Annotated in this window: 7 protein-coding genes; 4 read left to right on the top strand and 3 right to left on the bottom strand. The window is 69.0% G+C overall.

Features of this window, described 5'->3' with window-relative positions; all coding sequences use genetic code 11:
- Nucleotides 1-6 precede the first annotated feature (6 nt).
- The 3 genes from OHB44_RS19545 to OHB44_RS19535 all read right to left on the bottom strand — a co-directional run bounded on the left by OHB44_RS19545 (nt 7) and on the right by OHB44_RS19535 (nt 9,721).
- On the bottom strand, nt 7-7,512 hold the full coding sequence (locus tag OHB44_RS19545; protein ID WP_330437795.1) for a CHAT domain-containing protein: 7,506 nt from the start codon (nt 7,510-7,512) through the stop codon (nt 7-9).
- 151 nt (nt 7,513-7,663) lie between these two features.
- Nucleotides 7,664-8,662 carry an acetylxylan esterase gene (locus OHB44_RS19540; RefSeq protein ID WP_330437794.1) on the bottom strand — a complete coding sequence of 333 codons (999 nt, stop codon included), beginning with the start codon at nt 8,660-8,662 and terminating at the stop codon, nt 7,664-7,666.
- Nucleotides 8,663-8,683: 21 nt separating this feature from the next.
- Nucleotides 8,684-9,721: a LacI family DNA-binding transcriptional regulator gene (locus OHB44_RS19535; RefSeq protein ID WP_238682529.1), complete on the bottom strand. Its 1,038-nt coding sequence runs from the start codon at nt 9,719-9,721 to the stop codon at nt 8,684-8,686.
- Nucleotides 9,722-10,040: 319 nt separating this feature from the next.
- Here OHB44_RS19535 and OHB44_RS19530 point away from each other — a divergent pair, with 319 nt between their 5' ends.
- The 4 genes from OHB44_RS19530 to OHB44_RS19515 are packed head-to-tail and all read left to right on the top strand — an operon-like array spanning nt 10,041 to nt 16,002.
- Nucleotides 10,041-12,404 (top strand): glycoside hydrolase family 3 N-terminal domain-containing protein, encoded by a 2,364-nt coding sequence (locus OHB44_RS19530; protein ID WP_330437793.1) that lies wholly within the window; start codon nt 10,041-10,043, stop codon nt 12,402-12,404.
- A 10-nt stretch (nt 12,405-12,414) separates the two neighbouring features.
- Nucleotides 12,415-13,404 (top strand): ABC transporter permease, encoded by a 990-nt coding sequence (locus OHB44_RS19525; protein WP_238682527.1) that lies wholly within the window; start codon nt 12,415-12,417, stop codon nt 13,402-13,404.
- Complete coding sequence (locus tag OHB44_RS19520) at nt 13,401-14,309, top strand: carbohydrate ABC transporter permease (RefSeq protein WP_238682526.1); 909 nt, start codon at nt 13,401-13,403, stop codon at nt 14,307-14,309. The genes OHB44_RS19525 and OHB44_RS19520 overlap by 4 nt, the downstream gene beginning before the upstream one ends.
- Nucleotides 14,310-14,364: 55 nt before the next feature.
- On the top strand, nt 14,365-16,002 hold the full coding sequence (locus OHB44_RS19515; protein ID WP_238682525.1) for an ABC transporter substrate-binding protein: 1,638 nt from the start codon (nt 14,365-14,367) through the stop codon (nt 16,000-16,002).
- Nucleotides 16,003-16,052: the final 50 nt, after the last annotated feature.

The raw sequence follows: 16,052 nt of genomic DNA, 5'->3' as shown, positions 1-16,052 counted from the left end.
GGCGGCTCACGGTCCGAAGTGGATGTGTGAAGCCCAGAACTGCGGTTTGTGGGGATGACGCTTCCGCACGGCGTGGATCGTGTGATGGAGGGCTACCGCGGGTGGCAGCCCTCGTGTCAGGTTGCGGTAGAGATGCCAGGCCACGAACGGTGCGAGTACGTCGGAGATCGGCCACAGGGTGGCGATGGTGTGTACGAAACCCGCGATCTGGAACGCCGAGGCGAGGTGGACCGGCTCGTTGAGCAGCCGCGGCGAGACGACCCCGGTGGTGCAGGCGGAGAGATAAGCAAGCCATGCCCGAGGCGCGTCGGCACTCATGAGCTGTCCCACGGTCAGTACGTCGTCGTGTAGTTGCAGATAGCCGGCCGCCGGGTCGTCGAAGTCCGCCACGGCGTGGCAGGCGAAATGCGCGATCGTCGTCCCGGGTAGCGCGGCCAGCACCGCTGCCGGGTTGGCACGGTCGCCCACCAGTGGTTCCGGCACGGCGCCGAGGATGCGTCGCACCGCTTCACACTCGGCTTCGGCGAGGGCCAGCGGCGCGTACCCGTCCCCGACGGGAGAGTTGCTGCCGACGAGGAGCACGCCCGTGCCGTCGATCGTGGCCGGCCGGCCACGCTGGTCCAGGGAACGGACGGTCAGCGTGTACGACGAGACCACCCGGTCCAGGGTGATCCGGCGCGCCGGGTCCCCCTCGTCGTCGTCATGGTGGCCTGCCGCGTGCAGCGGCAACATCGACAGCACGTCGGTGGGCATCCAGCAGATCTGCGGCCAGGCCTCGTCCGCGCCGATCGCGGTGGTGTGCCCCAGCGCGTGCAGGACCGGCTCCATCGTCGTGTCCCACAACCACGCGAGTACCGCGCGCACCCCGTTTGCGTCGTACTCGTGGTCGGGACCGGGGTCGACCGCTCGGAGGAACCGGTCGGCCTGCTCACGTAGTCGATCCTGCCGGAGCTCGGGCAGCGGAACGTGGTCGGCCGTGTCCGCGGTCAGAATGAGCGCGGCGCACCCGTACGGGGTGACGTTGATGGCCACCACTGTGCGTTCACCGACGACCGCGCGCAGGTCGCCTACAGTGGGCGGCAGCCCGAACCGTTCGTGGCCGGGCAGCGCCCGGATCCGGTCGAGAAGGTCGCGCCATTGCGATGCCAGCTCCCGCGGCTCGTACCCGCCGGGTCCGGCGGTGTGGTCCCGGCGGTGGCTTTGGGCGAGCAACCACCGTAGCTGCTCGACGTCTTCGGCGATCGACGGATGGTCATGGCGCAGGCCGGTCAGATCGTTGTGCGCGTCGAGCGCCTGACGGACGAGGAACGCCCTGCCGTTCTCCAGCCGCTCCCAGGCCGCCTCGAGCCGCGGCGGATCGGCGGCGAGCTCCATCCAGGCCGCGAGTGGTCCGAGACCCTGGAGGTCTTCCAGGTGACGCAGCCGGTCGGCTTCGCTGAGCCCCTCTTCCACGAGCTGCGGCAGCAGGCCGGTGACTAGTTCGACGGCCTCCCGGACCTGGCCGAGGTCGCCTGCCACAGCGGCTCGTTCCGCCCACGCGCGTGCCGATCGCGCCTGCTGCGCCGGCTGTGTGCGCGGGGCGAGGGCGGCATCGTGCCAGTACCGCATCGCGTATTTTGGCGTCTCCGGATCGGGCGAACCAGCCATGCCCAGGTCGAAGAGATTCGCCCAATCGGCGCGCAGGCTGGCGTTCCCGGGGTCCAGGTGAAGCGCGGAGATGAGTGCTTCCGCGGCGAGCTGCAGGTCGTCGGCGGACGATCGGGTCAGCGCGCGCCCGACCAGCGCCTCGGCCAATACCGCGAGCCACTGTGGGCGGTTGACGTCCTCGACGGTGGTGGCGTTCACCGCCCGCAGCGCCGCGTCGACGGCGAGGTCGATGTCCCCACCCAATTCTGGCTCGCTCGCCGTCAGCAGGATCCGGGCGAGTGTGGCCTGCCCCGCCGCGTGGTCGGCGGCACCGGGTGGTGCCAGCGCCGTGACCTCCGTGGCGGTCGTGATCGCGGCCGCTAGCGTAGCCGGATCGGCGTCGTGCTCGTACTGGGTGTGCAGCCGGGAGGCCAGGGAGATGAGGTGACCGATGCGGGCCGGGTCGTCTGCGGGCAGCGTCTCGGTGACTTCGCGGGACACCTGTACGGCTTGCAGGAGGTCGTTGCCGTTGCCCGTGTACCTGTACCGCTCGGTCAGGATCTCGGCCAGGGCGGTGAGAAGCTCGACCCGGCTCCCGGGATGGTCAGTGGGTGTCGAGGCGATCGCCCGACGGGATACGGCAGCGGCCAGGTCGAGGTCGCCCACGTCGCTGCTGTACCGAAACCGGCCGTGCAGCGCCCACGCATAGGAGAGCATGGCGATCACCCGGTCCGACCCTTCCGCCGGGAGACCGGTGACCGCGTCCCGCAGTAGCGTGACAGCTTCCTCGATGTCGTCGCGGCTTCCCTCCACCTCCGAGCGCAGCAGCAGGGCGGACGCCAGTTGTACCCGCCGCAGGTCGGAGGATGGGCGCGGCGTCGCTCTGTCTTCGGCCTGAGAGACGGCCCGGTGGAGGACGGCGATCGCCTCTTCAAGATCGGCTCGCTCGCCCGACTGCTCGAATCTGATCAGGAGGGCGCCGCCGAGCATGCTGAGAAGGGTCGAGCCGGGCTGGGTGCCGTCGGCCTCCGCAGCCTCGATCTCGGCGCGGCTGCTCGCTATGAGCCGAGCCGCGGCACCGTCGTCCTCGGCCGAGCCGTGGTAGAGGCCTAGCGCCACGTCGATGATCGCCATCTTCTCGGGTTCGGCGGCAGCCGCTCGCACGGCCCGAGCTGCGGCCGCGCCGTCCTCGGGACGCATCGAGAGCCGGTAGCGGTGCTGGAGGATGATCGCCACCCCGCTCAGTAGCTGGGAGCGGACGGTCGGGACTGCTCGGTCGGCGCAGCGGCGGGCGTCGTCCAGTACGGCCTCCAACCCGTCGTCGCGTCCGGTGGTGGTGTACCTGACGGCCATCGCCCCTACGTGGTTCACCAACAACGATGGTCGATCCGGGTCGTCCTCGTCGCAGAGGTCGACGGCTTGGCCGGTGGCCTCGACGGCGCCGTCGATGTCAGCCGTACGGCGAGTGATGCCGAACAGCAGGGTGCGGATCCGGCCCAGGTTACTCAGCGCCTTCATGCGGTCACGACCACCCGGCTGGGCCGCCGTGACCGCACGGTGGCCGTACTCCGCGGCCTCCTCGATGTCCGCGGGTACGGTGCGTTGCTGAAAGCGTTCCAACAGCGCCGCCGACAGGCTCATCAACGCTCCGAGAAGCTCCGGATCGCTGGGATCCGTGCCGTTCAGAGCCTGGCGTGCCAGGGTTACCGCGTCGTCCCCGTCGCCAGCCGCTCCAGTGCGCTCGAAGCGCATCCGAAGAGTGACCGCCAGCGTGGAGAGGATGCGGTTGTGATGCGGCGACGTCAGGTCCGCCGCGATCCGCAGCCCTTCGATGGCCTCGTCCAGGTCGGCGGTCGCGCCACTGGCCTCGTATCGGATGACGAGGCCGTTACTCAGGTTGAAGAGCGCCGCGGCGCGCGGTTCCGGCATGTCGCCAAACGCCGCCACCGCGGTCCGGCCGATCTCGATGACCTCGTCCAGGTCCGCGGCGGAGCCGTGGAGGCGGAATCTGTGCTGGAGTTGGGTGGCGAGGTTGGTCAGTGAGGCGGCCCAGTGCCGTGAGCCCTCAGACAGGGTGCCGAGGTACGAGCGGAGCAGGCCGATCAGCCGGTCGAGGGCGGCCGGATCGGCCCGGGTGTCGGGATCGAGCATCAGCCGTCTCGCCTCGGCGCCCCAGGCCGCTGGGTCACTGTCAGCCACGCCGGGGTCGGCGGCGGTCATGGTTCGCAGCAGCTCCCGCAGTGGCTCGGGCACCAACTGTTCCCGGTCCGGCATCAGGCGGCCCAAGGTGACCAGCGCTTCCGTCATGTCGGCCTGGGCGAGCCCGGCCTGGTACGCCCACCACATCGTCATCGCGTGCAGGTACTCCGACAGTTCCCCGCGATCCGTCATTCCGGCTGCGATGGCGTTTCGCGTCATGGTGCCGCTGTCGATGCCGAGCGCCTCTTCGAATGCCAACTGCTCGCGGATCTCGTCGGGCAGAGGTGTACCGGTTACCGTCTGCCAGCGTTCCTCCAGCGCCCCGAACCCCACCGCCTTTGCGATGGTGATGAGGGAGGTCGCCGGCGAGTCGAGAATGGTCCGGCCATGGACACTGTGAAAGTCATCGAACAGAGCGACGCCACTGATCGCGTCGTCCAGCGCCTGACCAGTGTCTCCACGCGACATCCCGATCTGAGCGAGCAGACCGTAGGTGCCAGCCAGCGCGCCGCGATCCAGTCTCTGCGCCTGGACCAGCCCCTCCCGGACGACGTGCTCGGCCGCTTCTTCTTCGTGGCGGCGCAGATGGAGCCGACCGAGCGCGTGGCGTCCACGGAGGATCAGCCCATCCGAGTCTCGCTCCTCGCCGAGAGCGATGATCTTGCGGAGCCAGGTCTTGGCCTCGTCCGGCCGATCCTGCTGATCGAGTAGCTGACCGAGGTTGTCGTAGCCGTCCGCCATTGCGCGGGGATCGCCGACCTGCTCGGCGACCTCGACGAACTGAGTCTGCCAGTGCTGCGCCTCGGCGGGTTTGCCGCGCCTCTGGGTGACGAGGCCGAGCAGCCGGCAGACATCGCCGTACCTGGTTGTCTCGGACTTGTGCAGGAACAGTTCAGCGGAGCGCCGATAGAGCTGCTCAGCGTCCTCAAGCCGACCGCGTTCCTCGAGAACCTCACCCAGATTGCGATAGACGGCGGCGGTGCCAACGCGGTCGTCCATGGCCAGATGCGCGTCCAGGGCCAGCCGCAGCCAATGCTCGGCCGCACCGAGACGGTCCCGCTTTCTCGCCACGATCGCCAGCGACTGCAGTCGGATGGTCTGGGCGGCCCGATCCCCTGCCCGGGTCACGATGTCGAGTGACTGCCGGTAGAGACGTTCCGCCTCCTCGAGATCGCCTTGGTTCTCCGCGACGAAACCGAGCTGATGGTACGTGTTGGCGCGTTCCGATTCGTCCACGCCGACCAGCGCCCGGCGGTACCACCGTTCTGCGTCGTCCCAGCGCTGGCGGGTCTCGGCGACCCGGCCGAGTTGGTGTTCGAGCACCCGCAGACTCTTCGTGAACTCGTCGCGTGCCGCGATGGCGTCATGCACCTGCAGGTAGAGCCGTTCGGCGTGATCGACGTCGCCGGCACGCAGCCACTTGCGGGCCTGCGCCATCATCTGCTGGTGCCAGAGGGTGCCGGCCCTGCCGCCGAGCGGAGGCGGCCATCCTTCGTCGCTGTCGAGCGCGTCGCGGCAACGCTCGAACCACAGCAGGGATTCCGCGTACAGGCACCGACTGTCTGCCAGCTCGTCCAGCGGTTGATAGATGGTTGCGGCCATACCCCAGTCGCCGTCCGCGAGCGCGCCGCCGACTACCGTGCCGTAGGTGTGCCGCTGGAAGTGGATCATCCAGAACGTGAGTTCGGGGTCCTCGCCGGCCAGGTCGTGCTTGAGGAGCATAGGTCCGATCTGCGCGTAGATGTGGTACAGGAAGCGCGAGGTCGTTCCGTGCTCCGCCTCGTACGATTCAGCGGCCTCCACCCGCCAGGCCAGGTCCAGGTAGCGGCGGACCGCGGGGTCGAGCAGGTAGAGGTAACTGCCGGCGTAGCGATACAGGCCGGCCCGGCTCGCCTCCTCCAGAATCGGTTTCCACACGTCGGCGTCACGATCGGCGATCCGGGCCGGGATGTGCCCATGACGAGACACCAGGCCAAGCGCGTCGAGGTCGGCGTAGTCCCGAAACAGGCTGGTCACGACAAGCTGGCGCCGCGCGTGCGGGCTCAACTTCGTCAGGGCGTACGCGAACACCCACGGCAGCGACGTCTGTTCCTCGGCGGGTAGCGCTGTCACGAGGCCGGATTCGGCGAGGAACTGCTCCGGCGTTCCCGACTGCAGCAGGGGTACGGCCAGGCGCAGGCTCAACGGGTTGCCGCCGATTCGTCGCATCACCTCGAGAAACGCCGGCCGGGACCGTGTCGCCTCCGACAGTTGTCGTTCGGTGAACTCCATCGCCTCGGCCTGGCCGAAGCCGCGGGCTTCGATGCGGGTGGCGTCGACGATCCAGTCCTCGGTGGTGCGACTGGTGATCACGACGGTGCTGCCGGTCTCCGTCAGCCGGCGGACAAAGTCGGCGAACTCACCGGCCTCCGCGGCGGTGAGGACCGGGGTCGTGCAACCCGGGTCGGGCAGCGAGTGGGCGATCTCCAGACCGTCCAGGAAGATCAGCATCGGCCGATCGGACAGCGCGGTCAGCACCCGGTCCACCCAGGCGGCGCGGTTGCCGGGACGTAGCGGCTGATGGTCACGTCCGTGGACCAGGCGGCTGAGCGCGGCGGCGAGGTGCGCGGCCGCGAACGTCGGCGCCCCAGACTCGATCGGATGCCAGAGCACGCGCTCGTATCCGGCCGTCTGCCCCGTGGTCACCCACCACCGTCCGAAGGCCCGGGCCGCCTCGCTCTTGCCCGAGCCGGATGGTCCGTGCAGGATCACCGGTCTCTTCTGCCGCGCTGCGGCCTGGGTCGCGGCGATCAGTGAGTCGCACCCGACGGGATCGGACATCGAGTGCAATGTTCCCGGGCGGTTGCCGCGAGCGTCTCGCAACTCGTTCAGCTTCTCGTCGGTGCGACCGGGCTCGCGATCGGTGTGTGCCCGGGGAATACGTGGGTCGGCGCTGAGGAAGAGCGCAGGCAGCAGCCGGTCGGCGCGCCGCCGGACGACCGAGTCGGAGGTTCCTTGAGCGAGACGACGGCGGCCTGCGGCGACCGCCTCCGTCAGATGCCCTCCGCTGAGCAGTTCGTCGTAGACGGTCAGGAGGAACTCCGCCGCGGCCGTCGCGTGCAGTGCCGAACCAAGGGTGATGACCGCCTTGGCGCCATCCTCGACGATGCGGACCGCCTGGGCCCTGACCGCCTCTCGGCTCGCCGGGTCGGACCGACCACCGGGAAGCACCACGATCGGTACGCCGAGCGCGCCGATGCCGTCCTGTATCGGCACCCCGTCCTCGACGTGGATGAGGTGAAAGGGCCGGCCCGCCTCAGCTTGTGACCGCACGTGCGCGACCACCTTTTCGGGATCGGGTCCATAGGGGGTGTAGTAGGCCTCGATACCGACCGGCGTCCGCAGCGCGCCGAGCCGATCCGCCACCTGCCGAGCCACCAGCCGATGCTGCCCGCTGCCGTCCGGGTCGCCGAACAGGACGATCACACGCAACTGCGCTCCCGGCAGATCTACCGGCGCTGGCGCCGGCGTCGGTGGACGGACCTCGCCGGCGATGGCTGTCTCGGCCTGTCCGGCCCGGACGTCGCCGATCTCGAACGACGTCCGCAGGTGATCGTCGAGATACCACCGGATGAGCTCTGCGGTATCCGGGCTCCGCGGAACCCCGGCCAGTTCGTCGTCACTGTGGACAGTTACCCGCTGAGCCATGGCGCGCACCCCGACCTGTCATCAGAAGGCGTCGTGCGGATCCTCTGCCAGCTCATATTGCCCGCTGCGGGCGGCTCCCACACGACTGGAGCACAGTCGGGTAACCGCCAGATCAACCCCAGCGAGCGGCACCATCGATCGTCGGACGCGCTCAAGCCCGAGCTGCGTGGAGCACCGAGCCCAGCCAGCGCAGCTGACGCCGCACGTGCACGGCCTCCCCGCCCTCATGGCCGTTGAACGGGTAGACGTGCATCTCCCGCTCGGGCGGGACCGACCTTCCGATCGCCGCACCGTAGTGGTTGTAGGCGGCGAAGGCGGTTCGCGGCGGGCAGACGGTGTCGCGTCCGCCGACCCCGAAGTGCGCCGGCGCCGTCGCCCGACGCGCGAAGCTCACCCCGTCGACATAGGACAGCGTGTGCCACACCGCCTCCTCGGCCTCCCGGTGCACCGCCAGGTACCGGGCGATCTCGCCGTACGGCGCGAGGTCGGTGAGCGCGACGGCCCGGCGCATGTCGCAGAGGAACGGGGCGGTGGTCAACACCGCGCTGAGTTCCTCGACGAGACCCGCCACCGCCAGGGCGATGCCGCCGCCCTGGCTGTTGCCCACCACCGTGACCCGGTCATCGTCGACCCCCGGTAGGGCGCGGACCGCCTCGACCGCCCGCACCGCATCGGTGATCAGGCGGCGGTAGTGGTAGGTGCGCGGATCGAGGATTCCCCAGGTGACCGGCCAGGGCCCGCCCGGCGCGCCGTGCGGGTCGGGGGTGTCCCCGGCGCCGTGCTGCCCCGCCTGGCCCCGGTTGTCCATCAGCAGGTGCGCGTACCCGGCCACCGCCCACGTCGGCCGTTCGTGGGGCAGGCCGCGCCCGCGACCGTAGCCGGCGTACTCGACCACCGCCGGCAGCGGCTCTCGAACCCCGGCCGGGCGGGTGTACCAGGCGCGGACCGGGTCGCCACCGAAGCCGGCGAACGTGACGTCCCAGGAGTCGAGCAGCCGCAGGTCGGTGGGTTCCGGGCGGACGTCGACGAGTACCGGCACGGCGGCCGCCTCGGCGAGCGTGGCCCGCCAGAACTCGTCGAAGTCGTCGGGTTCGGCGACCTCGGGTGCGTACCGCTGGAGGTCGTCGACGGTGGAGGCGGAGTGGGGCACGGGTCCTCGCAGGGGCCGGGGTCAGTACGGGTGGGCGGGCGGCGCGGTGCTCTCCCGGACGACAAGCTCGGTCACCAGGTCGATCCGGCTGGTCGCCGGCTCGTTCCCCCTGGTCAGGTCGAGCAACATCTGGGTGGCGATGCCGGCCATGTCGCGCAGCGGCTGGTTGATCGTGGTGAGCGCCGGGTCGGTCCAGGCGGAGACCGGCAGGTTGTCGTACCCGATCACCGAGAGGTCCTCGGGCACTCGCAGGCCGCACTGACGGGCGGCCCGGAGCACACCCATGGCCTGGATGTCCGACCCGGCGAAGATCGCCGTGGGTCGGTCCGGCCGTTGGAGCAGTCGCAGCCCGTGGGCGTGCCCCGCTCCGGCGGAGAAACTGCCGTAGCGGATCAGCTCGCGGTCGACCACGATCCCGGCTTCGTCGTGGGCCGACTGGAAGCCGGCGGCGCGGGCTCGGCTGCACAGCACGTCGGGTGGCCCGGAGATGATGGCGATCCGGCGGTGCCCCAGCTCCAGCAGGTGCCGGGCGGCGAGCAGGCCGCCGTTCCAGTTGTTCGACCCGACGGTCGGCACGGACGCCGAGGTGGCGCTGTCGGTGTCGACGACGACGAACGGTATGCCCTGCCGGCGCAGGTGCTGCTGCTGGGCCTCGGCCAGGTGGGAGAGGACGAACACCACGCCCAGGGGGCGGTCGGCGAGTAACGCCTCCAACCATCGTGCCGGCGGGCGGTGCGCGCCGTCGAGTTGGGCGATCGACAGCCCGATGCCGGCCGCGGAGGTCACCGCCTCGACGCCCCGCAGGATCTCCATCGCCCAACCCGTGTCGAACTCGTGGAACACGAGGTCCACCCGGCCGCCGCTTGTCGCGTGTCGCCGTGCGCGGCGCTGGTACTGGTGGCGGTCGAGGCTCGCCTCCACCCGGGCCCTGGTGCCGGGGGCGACGTCGCCGCGTCCGTTGAGGACCTTGGACACGGTCGCGACCGAGACGCCGACATCGTTGGCGATGGTCGCGATGGTGGTGGAGGCGGGTGGGTCGAGCGGGCGGTGCTCTGTCATCGCGGCCTCATACAACATCCGAAAGTTTCGGGCGACCTTAACATGACGAGACATTCACGCCAGTAGGTGTCGCAGTCGGGCTGCGCATTCGAGCGGCATTGCGAGGCTTGTCGGCGACGGAGCGCCAATCGTGGGATCACCGTGTGCAGGAAACAACCCCTGGTGGTCCGATTGAGACTCTTGACAGGCATCGATGGGGCACTTAGGTTGCCGAAAAGGTTACGCAGGTTTCCGGAAAGTTTCGGATCGTGGGAAACGTCCGCCACAGACCTGGTTCCACCAGGGCGCGGGGATGTGGCCGGAGCTAAGGGGTCAGGGGATGAGAAGTCAGTCGCTCGGGGACGGTGGCGCCGCGCCGTGGCGTGATCAGCGGCTGTCGCCGACCGAGCGGGCCGAGGCGCTTCTGCCATTGATGTCCCTCGAAGAGAAAATCGCCCAGCTCGTCGGGGTCTGGGTCGGCGCCGACGCCAGTGGCGAGGGCGTCGCACCGCACCAGTCGGACATGATCAGCGAGTTGCCGCAGTGGAGCACTGTCATCCAGTACGGGTTGGGCCAGCTGACCCGCCCGTTCGGCACCGCCCCGGTCGACCCGGTGTCCGGCGCCCGGTCGCTGGCGGCCTCGCAGGCGCAGATCGTGGCCGCCAGCCGGTTCGGCATTCCCGCGCAGGTGCACGAGGAGTGCCTCACCGGGTTCGCGGCGTGGCGGGCCACCGTCTACCCGACCCCGCTGAGCTGGGGCGCGTCCTTCGACCCCGAACTGGTCGAGGCGATGGCCGACCGGATCGGGCGGTCGATGCGCGCAGCCGGTGTGCACCAGGGCCTCGCCCCGGTGCTGGACGTCACCCGGGACTACCGCTGGGGCCGCACCGAGGAGACGATCGGCGAGGACCCCTACCTGGTCGGGACGACAGGTGCCGCCTATGTGCGGGGCCTGGAGCGGGCCGGCGTGGTGGCCACGCTGAAACACTTCGCCGGCTACTCCGCCTCCCGAGGCGGACGCAACCTCGCGCCGGTGCCGATGGGGCGCCGCGAACTGGCCGACGTCATTCTGCCGCCCTTCGAGATGGCGCTGCGCCTCGGCGGCGCGCGCTCGGTGATGAACTCCTACGCCGAGATCGACGGCCTACCCGTCGCGGCCGACAGGGGGCTGCTGACCGGGTTGTTGCGTGACGAGTGGGGCTTCACCGGCACCGTGGTGGCCGACTACTTCGCCGTACGGTTCCTCCAGACCCTGCACGGAGTCGCCGGAGATGCCGCCGACGCGGCCCGGCTCGCCCTGCGGGCCGGAATCGACGTCGAGCTGCCCACGGTTGACGCCTTCGGTGAGCCGCTGGTGGAGGCGGCTCGCCGTGGCGAGGTCGACGAGGCGCTGATCGACTGCGCGCTGCGTCGGGTGCTGACCCAGAAGATCGAGCTCGGTCTGCTCGACGAGGGCTGGCAGGAACTGCCCGACGACGTGGCGTCCCTGCGTCTCGACGACGAGGCCAGCCAGGACATCGCCCTTCGCCTCGCCCGGGAGTCGGTCGTCCTGCTGCGCAACACCGGCGTCCTCCCGCTGCCCATGGGTAGCCGGGTCGCCCTGGTCGGTCCGGTCGCCGACGACCCGATGGCCATGCTCGGCTGCTATTCGTTCCCCAACCACGTGGGCGTCAACCACAGCGACTTCGGGCTCGGCCTGGACATCCCCACACTGCGCGACGAGTTGGCCCGACGCGTCCCGCTGCTCACCCACGAGCCGGGCTGCGCCATCACCGGCGAGGACACCTCGGGCATCCCGGCCGCGGTCGCCGCCGCGGCCGCCGCCGACGTGTGCGTGCTGGCCGTCGGCGACCGGGCGGGAATGTTCGGCCGGGGCACCTCCGGTGAGGGCTGCGACGCCGTCGACCTGCGACTACCCGGCGTGCAAGGCGACCTCGTCCGCGCCGTCCTCGCCACCGGCACCCCGGTCGTCCTGGTGTCGATGGCCGGCCGCCCGTACGCGCTCGGCCCGGAGTTCGACGACGCGGCGGCCGTGGTGCAGGCGTTCTTCCTCGGACAGCTCGGTGGGCAGGCGCTCGCCGAGGTGCTCACCGGCGCGGTCGACCCCTCCGGGCGGTTGCCGGTCAGCGTTCCCCGCGACGCCGGCGGGCTGCCGAGCACCTACCTGGCGCCACCGCTCGGCCGGCGCAACAAGGTCTCCTCGATCGACCCGACCCCGGCGTACCCGTTCGGCCACGGGCTGAGCTACACCACCTTCGAGTGGTCCGACGCGACGGTGGTCGAACCGCGCGAAGATCCGATCGCCTGGCCGGTCGACGGCGAGGTGCGGGTACGGATCACCGTCGCCAACACCGGTGAGCGGGCTGGCACCGAGGTCGTGCAGCTCTACCTGCACGACCCGGTCGCGCAGACCACCCGTCCGGTGGTCCGGCTGATCGGCTACACCCGGCTGCCGTTGGCGGCCGGTGAGGTGGCGCACGTGACGTTCGGCGTACCTGCCGACGTGGCGTCGTTCACCGGGCTGACCGGCCAACGGATCGTCGAGCCCGGCGACGTCGAGCTGCGCTTCGGCCGATCGAGCGGCGACGTGGCGGCGGCCCTGCCGCTGCGGCTGGTCGGTGCCGAACGCCAGGTCGGTTTCGAGCGGGAACTGCTCACCTCGGTGCGGATCGAGCCCCTGGTGGCCGTTCCACAGTCGGCATAGGAGGCCAAGGATGACATCCACCCTGCGGCCACCGCCGCCGGCGCCGCCGAGTTCTCCGCAGCAGGCGCAGAGCCCTGCCCCGCGCTCGCCACGACGCCGTCGCAGTTGGCGGCAGGCGCTACGCCGGGACTGGCAGCTCTACTCCCTCGCCATCCTGCCGCTGCTGTTCTTCCTGGTCTTCCGGTACCTGCCGATGATCGGCAACATCATCGCCTTCCGCCGTTTCAAGCCGGGCGGCAGCATTTTCGGTGAGTACTGGGTCGGGCTGCGCTACTTCCGGATGTTCCTCAGCGACCCGACGTTCTGGGAGGTGTTCACCAACACCCTGGTGCTGGGGACGCTGACCCTGCTGTTCTGCTTCCCGCTGCCGATCGTGCTGGCGCTGTTGCTCAACGAGGTCCGGGCCCGCCGCTTCAAGCGGTTCGTCCAGTCCGTGTCCTACCTGCCGCACTTCCTGTCGATCGTGATCGTGGCGGCGATGGTCATGCAGTTGACCTCGATCGAGGGCACTGCCAACCAGATCGTCAGCCTGTTCGGTGGCGACCCGGTGGCGTTCCTGCAGAAAGCGGAGTGGTTCCGCACCATCTACGTCTCGTCCGAGGTCTGGCAGACCGTCGGGTGGGGCACGATCCTCTACCTCGCCGCCCTCACCACCGTCGACGAGGACCTGTACGAGGCCGCCCGGATCGACGGCGCCGGCCGGCTGCGGCAGACCTGGCACGTCACGTTGCCCGGCATCCGTCCGACGATGGTGACCCTGCTGATCCTCAACATCGGCAGCTTCCTGGCGGTCGGGTTCGAGAAGATCCTGCTGCTCTACAACCCGTTGACGTATCCGACAGCCGACGTGGTCTCCACCTATCTGTTCCGGATGGGCTTCCAGTCGAGCAACTTCAGCTACGCGGCCGCCATCGGCCTCTTCGAGGCGGTGATCGGGCTGATCCTCGTCCTGTCGGCGAACGTCATCTCCCGTCGCACTGTGGGGACGAGCCTGTGGTGACCCTCGGTACGAAGATCGACGCCCCGAAGACGCGCGGGCCGGTGGACAGCCGGGGTTACCGGATCTTCCGGGTGGTCAACACGATCGTCCTGCTCGGCGTCGTGGTCGTGACGCTGTATCCGTTCCTCAACATCGTGGCCCGGTCGCTCAGCGAAGAGGCGTACATCATCGCCGGCAAGGTGACAATCGTCCCGCGTGGCTTCGACCTGACCGCGTACAAGCTGCTGATGTCGGACGCGATGTTCTGGACGAACTACCGCAACACAGTGGTGTACACGGTGGTCGCCACGCTCATCTCGATCGTGCTGACCACGTGTTACGCGTACGTGCTGTCGAAGCCGCAGCTCAAGGGGCGCCCGTTCCTCATCGGTGTCGCGCTGTTCACCATGTTCTTCTCCGGTGGCCTGATCCCCAACTACGTGCTGGTCACCAGCCTGGGCATGAAGAACACCATCTGGGCCGTGGTGATCCCCAATGCCATCAGCGTGTTCAACCTGCTGGTGATGAAGGCGTTCTTCGAGAGTCTGCCGAGCGAGCTGGAGGAGGCCGCGGCCGTCGACGGGCTGAACACGTACGGCACCCTCCTGCGGATCGTGCTGCCGCTCTCGAAGGCGATCATCGCGACGATGGTGCTCTTCTACGCGGTGTCCTTCTGGAACTCGTGGTTCACCGCGTTCCTCTACATCGACCGCCAGGATCTGCTGCCGGTCACCGTGTACCTCCGCAACCTGATCGCGGGCGCCACGAGCGCCGAGTCGGCCGCGGCCGATGCCGACAAGGTCCAGGCCGCGGCCACCCTCCAGGCCGTGACGATCGTGCTCACCACCCTGCCGATCCTGGCGATCTACCCCTTCGTCCAGCGGTACTTCGTCCGCGGAGTGATGCTCGGCGCGGTCAAGGGATGACGCCGGCGCCACACCGCTTCCCCAACGCAACCCCCCACCACCGAAAGGACGAGCCATGCTCCACAAGACGTGGCGCCGCGTGGCAGTAGCCACAGCGGGTCTGCTTGCGCTCTCCCTTGCCACCGCCTGTTCCGAGGACCCCGGTGAGTCGACTGACCTCTCCGAGAACCGGGTCGGCGCGATGGCCAACTACGGCGTCGGTGACCAGTTCAAGGCCACCGAGGCGCTCTCGTTCTCCACCCTCTACAACAACCACACGTTCTATCCCCTGAAGGAAGACTGGCTGTTCTGGTCGGAGCTCACCAAGCGGACCAACGTCAAGATCGAACCGGTGGCCGTGCCGCTGAGCGACTACGAGCAGAAGCGCAGCCTGCTGATCGGCGCCGGGGACGCCCCGCTGATCATCCCGAAGACGTACCACCCGCAGGAGAACGCGTTCGTGTCCTCCGGGGCGATCCTCCCGGTGAGCGACTACCTGGATCTGATGCCCAACCTCAAGGAAAAGATCACCAAGTGGAACCTCAAGCCGGAGATCGACAACCTGCGGCAGTCCGACGGTAAGTTCTACCTGCTGCCCGGCATGCACGAGAAGCCCACCCAGGACTACACGGTTCTGGTGCGCACCGACATCATGCAGGAGCTCAACCTGGCCGTCCCGAAGACCTGGGACGAGCTGTACACGGTGCTCAAGGCGATGAAGGCGAAGTACCCGAACGTCTACCCGTACTCCGACCTGTTCAGCAAGCCCAACCCGACCGGGGCCCTGCTGAACATCCTCGGCTCGGCCCACGGCACCCAGGCCGGCTGGGACTACCAGCACGCCACCTGGGACCCGGCGGCGAAGAAGTTCAACTACACCGGCGCGTCCGAGCAGTACAAGCAGATGCTCACCTACCTGCACAAGCTCGTCGCCGAGGGCCTGCTCGACCCGGAGAGCTTCACCCAGACCGATGACCAGGCACGGCAGAAGCTGGCCAACGGCAAGTCCTTCGTGGTCACCGGCAACGCGCAGACGCTCGTCAACAATCACCGGCCCGACCTGGCCAAGACCCTGCCGAGCGCGAAGATGGCCAAGATCCCGCTGCCGATCGGCCCGGCCGGCGAGATCAACCCGTTCCCCCGGCTGGAGAACGGCATCATGATCTCCTCGAAGGCCCGGGAGAGCAAGAACTTCGTGGCCATGATGCAGTTCATCGACTGGCTCTGGTATTCCGACGCCGGCATGGAGTTCGCCAAGTGGGGTGTCGAGGGCACCACCTTCACCAAGGACGCCTCGGGCAAGCGTTCGGTCACGCCCGACGTCGACTTCCTCGGGGTCAACCCGAAGGGCACCAAGCACCTGCAGAAGGAGTTCGGCTTCCAGAACGGTGTCTTCTCCTACGGTGGCACCCCCGACCTGGTCCGTGGGTTCTTCTCGCCGGAGGAGTTGGAGTTCCAGAAGGTGATGGACGCTCGCACGCCGAGGCTGGTGCCCCCGCCCGCTCCGTTGACCGACGAGGAGCGCGAGCAGGTGTCGCTCTGGGAGACTCCGCTGAAGGACTTCGTCACCCAGAACACGCTGAAGTTCGCCCTGGGCCAGCGCCCACTGAGCGAGTGGGACGCGTACGTGGCCGAGCTGAAGGCAAAGAACTCCGACCAGTACATCGACCTGGTCAACAAGGCGTACGAGCGGTTCCAGAAGAACAACGGCTGATCAGCGGAGTCCGGTCGGGCGGCCTTGTCGCGGCCCGACCGGACTCCCGC

The sequence above is a fragment of the Micromonospora sp. NBC_00821 genome (genome assembly GCF_036347035.1).
GTDB classification, from domain to species: Bacteria; Actinomycetota; Actinomycetes; order Mycobacteriales; family Micromonosporaceae; genus Micromonospora; species Micromonospora hortensis.
The sequence above is the reverse complement of the archived record's forward strand: the minus strand, read 5'-3'. Positions and strand labels throughout refer to the sequence as shown.